This is a genomic window from Janthinobacterium sp. SUN073, from assembly GCF_030397665.1.
In the GTDB taxonomy this organism is placed as follows: domain Bacteria; phylum Pseudomonadota; class Gammaproteobacteria; order Burkholderiales; family Burkholderiaceae_D; genus Janthinobacterium.
The window spans coordinates 115,315-129,292 of record NZ_JAPUBT010000002.1 but is presented as its reverse complement, the minus strand read 5'-3'; the positions used below and the strand labels follow the sequence as shown (position 1 = coordinate 129,292).

General features: G+C 65.2%; 9 protein-coding genes. 4 read left to right on the top strand and 5 right to left on the bottom strand.

The annotated features are described in order from the left end of the window. Position 1 precedes the first annotated feature (1 nt). Positions 2-2,785 (bottom strand): XrtA/PEP-CTERM system TPR-repeat protein PrsT, encoded by a 2,784-nt coding sequence (prsT, locus tag O0882_RS08545; protein ID WP_289947022.1) that lies wholly within the window; start codon positions 2,783-2,785, stop codon positions 2-4. Positions 2,786-3,004: 219 nt separating this feature from the next. On the opposite strand from prsT, the gene O0882_RS08540 reads away from it, so the two are divergent. Further along, positions 3,005-4,309, top strand: a complete 1,305-nt coding sequence (locus O0882_RS08540) for a nucleotide sugar dehydrogenase (RefSeq protein ID WP_289947021.1) — start codon at positions 3,005-3,007, stop codon at positions 4,307-4,309. Then, positions 4,309-5,514, top strand: a complete 1,206-nt coding sequence (locus O0882_RS08535; RefSeq protein WP_289947020.1) for an SDR family oxidoreductase — start codon at positions 4,309-4,311, stop codon at positions 5,512-5,514. Before O0882_RS08540 ends, O0882_RS08535 begins: the two co-directional genes overlap by 1 nt. 233 nt (positions 5,515-5,747) lie before the next feature. Here the strand turns inward: O0882_RS08535 and O0882_RS08530 are convergent, their stop codons facing one another. The 3 genes from O0882_RS08530 to O0882_RS08520 are packed head-to-tail and all read right to left on the bottom strand — an operon-like array spanning position 5,748 to position 10,446. Next, a complete protein-coding gene (locus tag O0882_RS08530) occupies positions 5,748-7,283 on the bottom strand; it encodes a SpoVR family protein (protein ID WP_289947019.1) in 1,536 nt (511 codons plus the stop codon). Further along, a complete protein-coding gene (locus O0882_RS08525) occupies positions 7,280-8,464 on the bottom strand; it encodes a DUF444 family protein (protein ID WP_289947015.1) in 1,185 nt (394 codons plus the stop codon). Before O0882_RS08525 ends, O0882_RS08530 begins: the two co-directional genes overlap by 4 nt. A 2-nt stretch (positions 8,465-8,466) precedes the next feature. Continuing rightward, the gene (locus tag O0882_RS08520) at positions 8,467-10,446 is read right to left on the bottom strand and encodes a serine protein kinase (RefSeq protein WP_289947012.1); all 1,980 of its coding nucleotides are present in this window, start codon (positions 10,444-10,446) and stop codon (positions 8,467-8,469) included. Between the two features lie 267 nt (positions 10,447-10,713). Between O0882_RS08520 and O0882_RS08515 the strand changes: the two genes are divergently transcribed. Further along, positions 10,714-11,895, top strand: a complete 1,182-nt coding sequence (locus O0882_RS08515) for a hypothetical protein (RefSeq protein WP_289947011.1) — start codon at positions 10,714-10,716, stop codon at positions 11,893-11,895. Between the two features lie 170 nt (positions 11,896-12,065). Next, positions 12,066-12,401 (top strand): hypothetical protein, encoded by a 336-nt coding sequence (locus O0882_RS08510; protein ID WP_289947010.1) that lies wholly within the window; start codon positions 12,066-12,068, stop codon positions 12,399-12,401. 70 nt (positions 12,402-12,471) lie between these two features. Here the strand turns inward: O0882_RS08510 and O0882_RS08505 are convergent, their stop codons facing one another. Further along, positions 12,472-13,908, bottom strand: a complete 1,437-nt coding sequence (locus O0882_RS08505) for a catalase (protein WP_289947009.1) — start codon at positions 13,906-13,908, stop codon at positions 12,472-12,474. Between the last annotated feature and the right edge of the window lie 70 nt (positions 13,909-13,978).

Below are 13,978 nucleotides of genomic sequence, written 5' to 3'. Positions count from 1 at the left end.
CCTAAAGCTGGGTCAGCAAGGCCTGCGCCTCGGCCCGCTGCGGGAACTCCTTGTTGGCGGCAAGCAGCTGTTCCAGTTGCTTGCGCGCCCCCGGCTTGTCGCCCGATTTCGCCAGCGCCGCACCCAGGTGGTACTGGATTTCGGGCAACTTCGGCGCCAGGCCGGCCGCCTTGCGCAGCAGGGTGGTCGCGCGCTTGACGTCGCCCTGTTCCAGCACGATCCAGCCCAGGGTGTCGAGCACGATGGGGTTGTCCGGTACCAGCTTGAGCGCCTGCTCGGCGGTCGCCAGCGCGCGCGGATCTTTTTCCTGCTGGTACGCCCAGGCCAGGTCGTTCAGCGCCGCCACATTGGCCGTATCCTTGGCCACGATGTACTGCAGCTGTTCGATGGCCGCGCCGTATTGCTTTGCCGCCAGCCTCGCGCCGGCCAGGTAGGTGCGCACGCCCAGGTCATCGGGCTTGTCCTTCAGCCAGGCCGCCATGCGCGCATCGGCCTCGCGCACCTGGCCCGCGGCCAGCATGGCGCGGTGCAACTGCACCTGCATGGGGCCGATATTGCTGAGCTGGAGGGCGTGTTGGTACAGCTTGACGGCTTCCTGCGGCAGTTTCTGCGCCATCAGCACGTCGCCTTCGAGCTTGTAGCCGGCCGCCAGTTTCGGCTGCTGTTGCTGCACTTGCCGCGCTACGGCCAGTGCATCGCGCTGGCGGTTCAGGCTCAGCAGCATGGCCACTTCGACCACGCGCGCTTCGAGCAGGGCCGGGTCAAGCGCTTGCGCCCGCTTGACGGCTTGCAGCGCATTGTGGCCGTCGCCAAGTGCCAGGCGCAAGCTGGCGATGCGCATCTGCAGCGGTGCCGACGTCGTCTGCAGACTGGCCAGCTTGTTGTAGCTGTCGAGCGCCGCCTGCATCTGGCCGGCGCCGTATTCGACCTGCGCCCGCAGGGCCAGCGCATCGGCGTCGTCCGGGTGGCCCGACTGCAGGGTGCGCGCCAGTTCCAGCGCCTTGTCGGGCGCGCCCGTCTGCAGGTAAAAGTTACTCAGCAGCAGGGCCGGCGCGACGGCGTCGGGATTGTCGCGGTGGGCCCGCTCCAGCCAGCGCCGCGCCTCGTCCGTCTTGCCTTGCGAGGCGGCCAGCTTGGCCAGCGCCGCGCACAGGTCGGCATTTTTCGGCGCTTTCGCCAGCGCCCGCTCGAAGCGCTGTTTCGCTTGTTCCGGCTTTTTCCCGGCCAGATCGAGTTGCGCCAGGTTGTTCAGGGCGGGTAGATAGACAGGGTCCATCCCCAGCGCCTGCTCGAAACTGGCGCGCGCGGCGGGTACGTCGCGCAAGGCCATGTAGACGCCGCCTTTCAGGTTCAGCAGCAGGGGATTCGTGCCTTTCTGCTGCTGTTCCAGCATCTTGACGGTGGCCAGGGCCTTGTCGTTCTGTTTGTTGCGCAGCAAGGTCAGCACCAGCATGGTGCCCACCTGCGGCGTGCTCTTGTCGAGCATGCTGGCGCGTTCCAGTTCGTCGATGGCACGGCTGTTCTCGCCCAAGCCCAGGCGGGTGATGCCCAGCGCCGCATGCAGCCTGGCCGTGTCCGGCGCCAGGGTATTGGCCTTTTCGAAATACGCCGCGGCCTTGTCGTAGCGGCGCGCGCGCAAATGCGCCTCGCCCGCCAGCGACAGCAGTTCCACGTCGTCGGGAAAGGTGGACAGCACGGGCAGCAGCAGGTCGAGGGCGGCATCCGTCTTGCCGCGCATCAGTTCGATCGACGCCATCATCTTGAGCGCGTACAGATGTTTGGGATAGACGGCCAGGAAGCGCTGCAGATAGTTTTCCGCCAGTTGCGGCGAGCCCAGCTTCAGCTGCACGGCTCCGGCCAGCAGGATGGAGGGCATATGGTCGGGCGCCGCCTTGAGCACCAGTTGCAAGGATTGCAGGGCCGCCTTGTTCTTGCCCTGGCGGAAATCGAGCAGCGCCTGGGCCTGCAGCAAGCCCAGGCTGTTGGGTGCCGTCTTGCGCGCCGTGGCCAGCTGGGCCGCCGCTTCCAGGTAGCGGTTTTCCAGGAGATCGAGGTTGGCCAGGTCGATGTGCGCCTGGGTATTGTCCGGCTTGAGCTTGAGGATCCGCATGTAGGCGAGGCGCGCCGCGCCGTTCTTGCCTTGCAGGCGCTGCAGGTCGCCCTGCAGCCGCAAGGCGTCGAGGTTGGCGGGCGCGCTTTTCAACGCCTGGGCCAGCAGCAGCTCGGCCGCCGACACCTGCTGCTCCAGCGCCGCCAGCCGCGCCAGGCCCAGCAAGGCCTCGACCTGGCCGGGATGGTCTTCGAGCAGGCGCGCAAACACGGCGCGCGCCTCGTCCTGGCGGCCCAGGGCCAGCAAGGCATCGCCGCGCAGGGCCAGCACGCTGGCGGGCTGCGCCGCATCATCGGCGATCTCGGCCAGTACCTTGTCGAACTGGCCCAGCATCAGCCAGGCCTTGCCCAGCAATGGCATCACTTGCTGCGCCGCCAGCCCCAGCGACTTTGCCCTGCGCAATTCTTTCTCGGCCGACAGCGCTTCGCCCGTGTCGATATAGATGCTGCCCAGCAGCAAGCGCGCCGCTGCATTGTCCGGCTCCTTTTGCAGCAGGTTCTTCAACTGGATGATGGCGGCGCGCGCCTCGCCCTTCTGGCGGTACTGCTGCGCGTCGGCCAGCAGGGATTCGCTGCTCTGCGTGCCGTGGCACCCCGTCAGCAAGGGCAGCAGCAGGGTGCAGCACAGCGCGGCAGCCGGCAAGCCGGGGAAAGGGCGGGGCAGGGTACGGGCCATGGAAGTCTCCGGTAGCGGCGTGCGTGAAGGATGGGCATGGCCTAGCTTAAAAAGATGGGCGCCGCTCTCCTTGATTGCGCTCAACAAGCCGCCGATTCTCCGCGCGCCTGCCTGCCGCCGCTCCGTATTCCTTGTTCCTGCTCAAGAATGGCCGGGCCGGCGACCGTAGAATTTCCCGGACGGCGATGCTCAGGCCGCAACCATTGGGAGCACATGCATATGGACAGCAAGGTGGATGGCACGGCGGACGTGGTGGCCGTGGTGGGGCTCGGTTATGTCGGCTTGCAGCTGGCTGTGGCGTTCGGCATGCGCCAGCGCACCATCGGCTTTGACCTGTCGGCACGCAAGGTAGAGAGTTACCGCAAGCATGTCGATCCCACGGGTGAAGTGAGCACGGAACAGCTGCGCGCGGCGCAGTGGCTGAGCGTGGGTTGCGATCCGGCCGAGCTGCAACTGGCCGATTTCATCGTCGTGGCCGTACCCACGCCCGTCGACAGCGCACACAATCCCGATTTCTCCGCCCTTGCCGGCGCCAGCGCGGCCGTCGGCCGCCACATGCGGCGCGGCGCCACCGTCATCTACGAGTCCACCGTGTATCCGGGCGCCACCGAGGAAATCTGCATCCCCATCCTCGAGCGGCATTCGGGCCTGCGCTGGAAGGAAGATTTTCATGTGGGCTTTTCGCCCGAGCGCATCAACCCCGGCGACAAGGACCACACCCTGCACAGCATCCGCAAGGTGGTCTCGGGCGACGACGACGCCACGCTGGACAAGGTGGCCGCCCTGTACGAAGGCGTGGTCGCGGCCGGCGTGCACCGGGCGTCGAGCATCCGCGTGGCCGAAGCGGCCAAGGTCATCGAAAACACGCAGCGCGACCTGAACATCGCGCTGATGAACGAACTGGCCATCATCTTTGACCGCATCGGCATCGATACCCTGGAAGTGCTGCAGGCGGCGGGCACCAAATGGAATTTCCTGCCGTTCCGTCCCGGCCTGGTGGGCGGCCACTGTATCGGCGTCGACCCGTATTATTTGACGCACAAGGCGGAAATGCTGGGCTACCATCCGCATGTGATCCTGGCCGGGCGACGCATCAACGACGGCATGGCCAAATTCGTGGCGGAAAAGACCATCAAGGAAATGGTGCGCGCCGGTTTCAAATTGAAAGGTTCGCACGTCAACGTGCTGGGCCTGACCTTCAAGGAAAATTGTCCGGACTTGCGCAACTCGAAAGTGGTCGACATGATCCATGAACTGCAATCGTACGGCGTGCAGGTGCATGTGCATGACCCCGTCGCCGATGGCCGCGAAGCGCTGGAAGAGTATGGGTTGACCCTGGAAAGCTGGGAACAGCTGCCGCGGGCCGAGGCCATCATCAGCGCCGTCTCGCACCAGGCCCTGCTGGCCCGCCCGCTGGCCGACTTCCAGGCCAAGGTGCTGGAGAGCGGCTGCTTCATCGACATCAAGTCGCATTTCGACCCACGTCCGCTGGCGGACGGCGGCCTGCACGTGTGGCGGCTGTGATGGCGGCCGACGCGTTTGATGCCGCAGCAGATATGGCGCAGGGGTCAGCCGTCGGCGTGGCAGGCCCGGCTGCCGGCGCCTACGCGCACGCGTGTGCGCAACTGGTCAGCGAACCGCGCCGCTGGCTGGTGACGGGCGTGGCCGGCTTCATCGGCTCGCACCTGCTGGAAACCTTGCTGAGCCTGGGACAGGAAGTGCGCGGCCTGGACAACTTTATGACGGGCCACCGCCATAACCTGGAGCAGGTGCGCGCCAGCGTGTGCGAAGCGGCGTGGCGGCGCTTCACCTTCATCGAAGGCGATATCCGCGACCCGCAGGCGTGCGCGCGCGCGTGCGGTGCGCCGGCGCCGGCCGCCCGCAGTGGCGACGGTGAGGCAGATGAGGGCGGCAGCGGCAGCTTGGGCGAGCACGGCCGTGCCGATCCGGGCGGCCCCGTCGCCGTCGATTTTGTGCTGCACCAGGCGGCGCTCGGTTCCGTCTCGCGTTCGCTGGAAGACCCGCTGTTGTGCCATGCCGTCAATGTCAGCGGTTTCCTGAACATGCTGGCCGCCGCGCGCGACGCGGGCGTGCAGCGCTTCGTGTATGCCGCGTCCAGCGCCACCTATGGCGACCATCCGGCCTTGCCGAAAGTGGAAGAGCACATCGGCGCGCCCCTGTCTCCGTATGCCTTGAGTAAATATGTCAATGAACTGTATGCGCAGGTGTACGCGCGCTGCTACGCCACGCAGACGGTGGGACTGCGCTATTTCAATGTCTTCGGCCCCAGGCAAGACCCGCTGGGCGCCTACGCGGCCGTCATTCCTCGCTGGATCGCCGCCATGCTGGACGGCCAGGCCGTGCACATCCATGGCGACGGCGCCACCAGCCGCGATTTCTGCTTTGTGCACAATGCCGTGCAAGCCAATATCCTCGCCGCCACGCGCACCGACCCGGCAGCCGTCAACCAGGTCTACAACGTGGCCGTCAACGCCCGCACCAGCCTGACGCAGCTGCATGCCACGATGCAGCAGATGCTGCTGGCCGCGCGCCCGCAGCACGTGCCACGCGCGCCCCTGCATGGCGAGTTTCGCGCCGGCGACGTGCGCCATTCGCAGGCGGACATCGCCAAGGCGGCGCGCTTGCTCGGTTATGTGCCCACGCACGACCTGGCGCAAGGCTTGCGGCACACCATCGACTGGTATGTGGCGCAGGCGGGCCTGGCGTGAGGGGGGCATCAGATACGCATCAAATGGGCATCAAATACACATCAGATGTAGATCAAATGCGTATTAAATGCACGTCAAGCCCACATCAAGTACGCATCAGCTGCGTATCAGCTGCGCATAGTTGCGCATGATGTCCGCATGAGGAGCCTGCCAGGTGCCCGCACTGAGGGCCGGCGTCCATGCTGCGCCATGCCTGCATCGATACTGTACCGGGCCTGCGCCGGGTTCGCCGCTTAACGCTGCACGGGTGCCGCTGTCTGGGCTGGCGGTGTTGCTGGCTTGGGCGGTTCGGGCACGCCGTCGCTCTTGCTGTGCAGGGCACGGGGCGTGCCTCGGAAATCGGCCGTATGCAGGGTGACGGGGCGGCGCCAGATGCGGGCGATATACGCCAGCACCTGTTCCGCCCGCTCCAGGTCGAGGCCGCGCCCATCGCGCTGGTGATCGTGGCGCAGCACCAGGCTGCCGTCGTCGTTGAGCAAGGTGACGGCGATACACGGCGCGCCATAGTTGTATTTGGGCGCCAGGATGGCTTCGCGGATAGCCCGCAAGTCGCGGCTGGCCAGGCGCGTTTCACCGTCGCGGCGGCTTTCATGCACGAACAGGCCCAGACGGTCAGCCAGCTCCCCGTCCAGATAGTTGCGGATGAAACTGCAGTCATCGTCGTCGCGGCAAATCTGGCGCGCCCGCGCCAGTCCTTCGCGCTCGATGATGTGTTCCCACATGCAAAAGCCCAGGTGATAGGGATTGACGGCCAGCGCCTGCTGGTGCTCGCCCGCGTAAGGGCGCACCACGTCCGAATGCGACTTGATGGCGGACAGATACAATGCGGGGGGCAGGAAGTCGGCTTCGCGCAGCAGCCGCGCATGCCAGTACGAGGCCCAGCCTTCGTTCATGATCTGGCAGGCGTACACGGGATAGAAGTAAAACGACTCTTCGCGCACGGCCAAAAAAATGTCGCGTTCCCAGTCGGCCAGCTCCGGCCCATGCTGTGCGATGAACCATAATAAATCGTACTCGGCTTGCGGCGGCAGGAGCGGACGCTGCGTCACGCGTGCCCGTGCCGCCTCGCGCGCCGCCAGCGTGGCGGCCTCACCGGGCAAGCGCCGGTAGCGCCGGTCAAACGGATCGTCTGCGGCGGCTTTGCCTGGCGTGCCCGCGCCGCCGGCTGGCCCCGATGCCGCAGCATAGGGCGGGCGGTGCAGCTCGGCATGGATGTCGACATGCTGCTCCAGCGCCAGTGCCGCGTCGAGCACGGCTTCCACCTGTTCCTGGCCATGGCGGTGCAGCGCCGCTTCAAGACGCTGCGCCCGCGCCGCGCTTTGTTGCAGGATGTGCTGGCCCGCCATGGCGCCGAAGCGCAGGAACAGGGCATTGCGGCTGGCAAAATCGGCGTGTCCGAGCACATGCGCCGTGACGAGGGTGTTTTCGGCCACGGAATTGTGTTCCGCCATGTAGGCATGGCAAGGGTCGCCGGGAAACATGACTTCGAAAATGTGCGAATTGCCCATCTTCTGATGCACGAGCTGGTGGATGTAGCGCACGCCGAACGACCAGTGGCGCATGCGCACGGGCAAGCCATAGATGGCGATCTCGTTCATGAAATTGTCCGGCACCAGCTCGAACTCGACGGGCGCAAATGCCAGGCCCAGCTCGCGCGCCAGTGCTTCGATGCGCGCCGCGTAGCCGTCCAGGCCCATGGTGTCGACTCTGTCGGCCTTGTCGGCCTGGTCTGGCGCACCGCCGTGGTTCCGCGCGTCAGGCCGCGTCATGATGCGGCCTCCGTGTCGGCCGCTTCGTGCTGGAAAAAGGTGCGGATGGCCGCCCACACATCGTCAGGCTTGCTGAGGATGCTGCTGTGCAAGGGCAAACCCTGCCGTTCCTGCTCGGCGCACAGGCTGTGCATTTCCGTTTCCAGGCTGCGCGGCACGCCGGGCAAGGTTTCCACATAGCCCATATAGCTGAGCAAGGCGGCCAGGTCGCGCAAGGCCAGGCTGGCGGGCGCCCGGTCTTCGCTGAAATTTTCGCCATCGGAGGCATAGAACAGATAGGCGTTATAGCGCCCCGGCGCGTAGTGTTCCTGCAGCAGTTCGCGGCTCAGGCGAAAGGCGGTGGACGCCATGGTGCCACCCATGCCATTGACCTGGAAGAATTCGGCTTCGGAAAATTCCCAGGCCCGCGTCGTATGGGCGATGAAGCGCGTTTCCACGCGCGCATACCTGCGCCGCAAGCCCTGCAAGGCAAAGAAAAAGAAGGATTTGGCCAACTTGCGCTCGGCTTGCGCCATGCTGGCCGACACGTCCAGCACGAAAAACACGACGGCATTCGTGCTGGGCCGGGGCTGTGCCAGCACCTGGCGGTAGCGCAAGTCATCATTGGTGAAGGGCACGGGCTGGGCTTGCAGGGCGCGCCGCTTGATCGCTTCCTTGACGGTGCGGCGCCGGTCCAGGCGCGAGCGGGCGCCATGCCGGTCCAGGCCGCTGCGTACCAGCCGCACGTCGTCGATCGCGCCCAGGTGGCGCGGTTTCAGGTTTGGCAAGGCGAAGGCTTCCCATAGCCAGTCTAGGATATCGTCGATGGGAAACTCCAGCAGCAGGCGCACCGTTCCCTCGCCATCGCCGCCTGGCGCACCGGCCTCGCCCGTGGCGGCTGGGCGCGCCGCGCGCAGGATATCACCGGGCTGGCCTTCACCCTGGCCTGCGCCCACATGGTTGCGCGCGGGCGCCAGGCGGAAACGCGCATGGTCGAGCAGGCGCATGGGCACTTGTACCGTGCGCTGCTGCGGTCCGCCGATCAGGTCAGGTGTGGCGATCAGCTCGGGCAAGTGCGCCTGCACGGCGTCGCGTACTTTCTGGTTGTGGCGCAGCCAGTCGCGCGCGCCGCGCGAGAACAAGCCGTACCAGGGCTGGGCCAGGGCAGGCGCGGTGGACACTGGCGAAGTCGTGGCGGCCATGATTATTCCTGTGCCAGCAAGGTGGTCACGTAGTTGAGCGCTTCGCGCGCGCTATGCGCGTCATAGCCGTATTCGTCCACCAGGCGCTGCTCGACGGCGGAGATCCTGGCCCGCACGTCATCGTCGGGGCGTTTGGCCGAACCGACCAGGCGCAGCACGTCGCGCCGCTGCTCGAACAGATATTGCTGGATAGCATCGTGCAATTGCGCGTGGCTGCCCAGGCCAAAGGGCTCGCCTCGTTTGAAGGCGCCCATGGCCTTGCGCACCACTTCTTGGCGGAACGACTGCTTGCCCGAGTCGCTGATATGGATTTTTTCTTCCACGGCGCGCAGGAAGCGCTCGTCGGGGCGGCGTTCTTCGCTGGTGATGGGATCGCGGATCTGGCGGTTGTCGAGCATGGCTTCGACTTCATCCAGATACTTGCTCAGCAAGTCTTGTGCTTCTTGCTCGAACGACACGAACAGGGCCTTGTGCACGTCGGCCTTGACCCAGCGGTTATAGAAATCCTTGCGCGTGAGCACCAGGTAATCGACCCACTGGCGCTTGCGCCGCGGTTCGATGCGCGCATCGCTTTCGATGCCATCCTTCAGGGCCAGCAGCACATCCATGGTGGAGAGACTGTTGCGCTGAGCGGAAATGATGGCGTGTGACAGGGCATTGATGACGAAACGGGGCGACACGCCCGACAAGCCTTCGTCGGGCGCCTTGTCGCGCTCGCGCAAGCGGCGGATGTCGGCATGCTGCAAGTCGTCGACGTCTTCGTCCGCATACACGCGCAGTTTCTTGACCAGCTCGGCTTCCTTGGCCTCGCCTTCGGGCAGACGGCTGAGGATGGCAAACACGGCCGCCGCATGCAGCACGTGCGGATCGAGGTGCACGTCGCGGAAGGCGGGCGCGGCCGCCAGGATCAGCTTGCGGTAAATGCGCGCCTCTTCGCGGTAATTGAGCGTATACGGCACTTGCACGATGACCATGCGGTCGAGCAGCGCCTCGTTTTCACTTTCTTGCAGGAATTTGCGAAACTCGGCCAGGTTCGTGTGCGCGAGGATGGTTTCATCGAGGTAAATCAGGGGAAAGCGCGACACCTTCACATTCTTTTCCTGCGTCAGGGTGAGTAGTAAATAGAGGAATTCGCGCTTGACCTTGAGGATTTCGATCATTTCCAGCATGCCGCGGCTGGCTGCATACACAGCGCCGGACCAGGACCAGGCGCGCGGATCGCCTTCGTCGCCATACTGCGCCACCTTCGACAGGTCAACGGAACCGACCAGGTCGGCCAGGTCGGCCGTGGTGGGGTCGTGCGGCGCATACGTGCCGATGCCGCAGCGGCCCGCCTCGGACAGGTGGATGCGTTCGACGGGCATGCGCAGGAAGTCGCCCGCGTACTGTTCTTCCAGGCGGGCGCGGCAATGGGGACACAGTTCGCCATGCAGCTCGGCATCATAGCTGGCGCGAAAGTCGGCGCGCATGCTGTGCGGCACCAAGTGCAGCGGTGATTCATGCACGGGACAGCCGGCGATGCCGTACAAGGCGCCTTCGCTGCTGTGGCTGTATTCTTCCAGCCCCCTCTTGAGCAGGATCACCAGGGTCGACTTGCCGCCCGACGGCGGGCCCAGCAGCAGCAGCATGCGCCGGCCCACTTCGGAACCGGCGGCAGCCGCCTTGAAGTAGGCGGCCACGCGGTCGATCGCCTCGTCGATGCCGAACAGCTCGTCGTCGAACAGGCGGCAGCGGTAGCGCCCGCTCTCATCGGTCTGGCCGTTCCAGCGCATCATGTCCCACAGGTACTGGTGCGCGCTGCGCGTCAGCAGGGCCGCGCGGCCGGGCAGGATTTGCTCGATAAAGTCGGCAAAACTGCCGCGCCAGGGGCTGATGCGGTGTTTTTCCGCCCAGGCCGCCATGCCTTGCACAAAACCGGCATGCTGGCCAGCTTGCTCGCCCGCAGGCGCATCGTCGTGGCGTGTCGTACCAGGGCTCGTCATTGTTTCCCCATCCATGCCGTTGCTGGCATTGCTGTTGTTGCTAACCTTGCTGCCGTGGAGCAGGCCCGGTTCCAGCCTGTCGGCCCAGTATACGGCGGCACCTCTGCCCGCACGCCTGATCTCGCTCAACCTTGACGAGGGAACTATTTTTGCCCGCTTGGCCCCGTTGGCGCAGGGCGGTCACGCGCCTGCGCAATTCAATCCAGATCAATACCGGCCGGCGCGGCCCGTCCACACTGGATATCCGGAGCACCCCACGAGGAGAACATGATGATCGGCAATGATAGCGGTTTCAGCGCCCCACCCGGCAGCAGCGGCCAGGGACAAAGCGCGGACGATGAAGAGGCCATCGGCCAATTCTCCGCCCCCGGCGCAGACGACAATACGATCGAGAGCGCATCCGTCTCGGAGGTGCCCGACGCCTTGAGCGGCGTCAGCATGGAATTGCTGGAAATCAAGCGCAGCATCGAAGACGGCATGCGCCAGTCCATTTCCCATGCGGGCGGCGTGCGCGCCGCCGACGCCTTCAGCGACGGCGGCAATATCCAGGGTGTGTCCATCGGCCTGGGCGAGGGCGCCAGCGACAGTTCGTCCGGCGAGCCGGGCTTGCCGGCCCTGACCCTGTACGTGGCCGAACCCACTTCCGTCGACCGCGCCAAGGCCGCCATCGTGGGGGCCATGGGCGTGCGCGCCGTGGCCAGCGACAGGGTGCCCGTGAATATTGTCGTCACGGGCGTGATCGACGCGCAACCGCACCGTTTCCGCTTGCGTCCGGCGCCGGGCGGCGTGTCGGTCGGGCATTTCCGCATCACTGCCGGCACCATCGGCTGCCTGGCCGTGGGGCGCAGCGCGCCGCGCAACAGCCGTTTGATGATTCTGAGCAATAATCACGTGCTGGCCAATTCCAACGGCGGCGCGTTCAACGACTGCATCGTGCAGCCGGGCCCCATCGATGGCGGGCGCTGCCCGCAAGACCAGGTGGCCGTGCTCGAACGCTTCGTGCCCATCAATTTCAGTGGCGGCGTCAATTTTGTCGATTGCGCCACCGGCTGGGCCTGGCCAGACCGCGTGCGTCGCGAACTGGTCTACCTGAGCGGTGGCGTGCCGGCCTATTTTCGCATCAGCAACGCGCTGGCAGCGCCCGCGCTGGGCATGCTGGTCGGCAAATCCGGACGCACGACGCAATTGACGCAGGGCCGCATCACGGGCCTGGGCGCCACCATCAACGTCAATTATGGCGGCGGCAGGATCGCACTGTTCCAGGACCAGATCGCCATTACGGGCGTCAGCGGGGCATTCAGCGCGGGCGGCGACTCCGGCTCGTCCATCTGGACCTGGAACCAGCAGCGCAATCCCGTCGGTCTGCTGTTTGCCGGCGGCGGCAATATCACGTTTGCCAACCAGATGCGCAGGGTGGTGGTGGCGCTCGACATCAATTTGTACACTTGAGCAGGGTCACAGAAAACGGCGCGCCGGCGTGATGCTTCCTTGCACTGCGCCACCTTTTGCACGATGATGATAGGGTCAGGCGTCGCTGCCATGCATGGCCTGGCGGGCAAGAGGCGCTGCCGTGCCTCCGTGTTCCACGCGTGCCATGGGCAGCATCAGGAGGATGTGTCATGTCAAACAGCAAATTTGTAACAGCGCCTTACGCCGTCTTCGAGGATGCGGCCATGCCGTATGTACCTGACGAGGCGAGTAGCCACGCGGTGGCGGGCTTCGCGCATGCCGCACCGCCGCCCGGCCGGCTGGAAGCGGCAAAGCGGCGCAACGAGCGGGCCCTGATGGCGATAGATGGCGTCGAAGGCGTCAGCCTGGGGCAGACTGCCATCGGCGGCGAAGCCCTCGTCGTGTATTTGCGCGATGCGTCCGTCAAGCGGCGCGTGCCGTCGCAGGTCGACGGTTATCCGGTGGAAACGAGCATCACGGGTCAGATCGATATCCAGCGCTGGTAGGGCGTGGCGGCGTATATGGAAGGAAAGAAAAGCCCGCTTGCGGGCCTTCCTTGCCATGCTTGCGTTGAGCCTATTTGCTCAGGCGGGCTATCGCTTCGGCCACACCCGCACCATACGCGGGGTCGCACAGGGTGCAGTTGCCGATGTGGCGTTGCTTGACTTGCTCCGAGGCGCCCGAGATGGCGCGCGCCGTGTTGTCGAACAAGGCTTGCTGCTGTGCCGCGGTCATCAGGCGGAACAGGGCCCGTGGCTGCGAATAGTAATCCTCGTCGACCCTGTGGTTCCAGTGATCGGCCGCGCCTTCGATACTCAGCGGCGGTTCGCGGAAGTCGGGCTGCTCGGCCCATTCCTGTTCGCTGTTCGGTTCATAACCCAGGGTGCCGCCCTGGTTGCCGTCGACGCGCATCTGGCCGTCGCGGTGATAGCTGTGGAACGGGCACTTCGGCGCGTTGACGGGAATATGGCTGTGGTTGACACCGAGACGGTAGCGCTGCGCGTCACCATACGAAAACAAGCGGCCTTGCAGCATCTTGTCCGGCGAAAAACTGATGCCGGGCACCACGTTGGCCGGGTTGAAGGCGGCCTGTTCCACTTCGGCAAAGTGGTTGTCGGCATTGCGGTTCAGTTCCAGCACGCCCACCTCGATCAACGGATAATCGCCGTGCGGCCACACTTTCGACAGGTCGAAGGGGTTCAGGTGATACGTGCCTGCCTCTTTTTCCGGCATGATCTGCACGTACAGCGTCCAGCGGGGGAAGTCCTTGTTTTCGATGCTCTCGTACAGGTCGCGGTGCGAGCTTTCGCGGTCCTTGCCCACCAGCGCCTCGGCTTCGGCGTCCGTCAGGTTTTGTATCCCTTGCTGGGTTTTGAAGGTGAACTTGACCCAGAAACGCTCGTTTTGCGCATTCAGGAAGCTGAAGGTATGGCTGCCGAAGCCGTGCATGTGGCGGAAGCTGCGCGGCAAGCCCCGGTCGCTCATCACCACCGTCACCTGATGCAGCGCTTCCGGCAGCGAAGTCCAGAAGTCCCAGTTACTGTTGGCGCTGCGTAAACCCGTGCGCGGGTCGCGCTTGATGGCGTGGTTCAAATCGGGGAATTTCAGCGGGTCGCGCATGAAGAACACGGGCGTGTTGTTGCCGACCAAATCCCAGTTGCCTTCTTCCGTGTAGAACTTCAGGGCGAAGCCACGGATATCGCGTTCCGCGTCCGCCGCGCCCCGTTCGCCGGCCACCGTGGAAAAGCGCGCAAACATGGGGGTTTGCTTGCCCACGGCGCCAAAGATTTTTGCCCGCGTATAGCGCGTGAGGTCGTGCGTGACGGTAAACGTGCCGTGCGCGCCGGAACCCTTGGCATGCATGCGGCGCTCGGGGATGACTTCGCGGTCGAAGTGGGCCAGCTTTTCCAGGAACCACACATCTTGCAGCAGGGCAGGGCCACGGGGGCCGGCCGTCTGGATGTTCTGGTTGTCGACGACAGGTGCGCCAAAGGCGGTGGTCAGCTTTTTCATTGGACTCTTTCTTATAGGGAGGTCAACGGACGAGCCAGGGCCTACCCAAACACTGGCTGGGCTGAGCAGT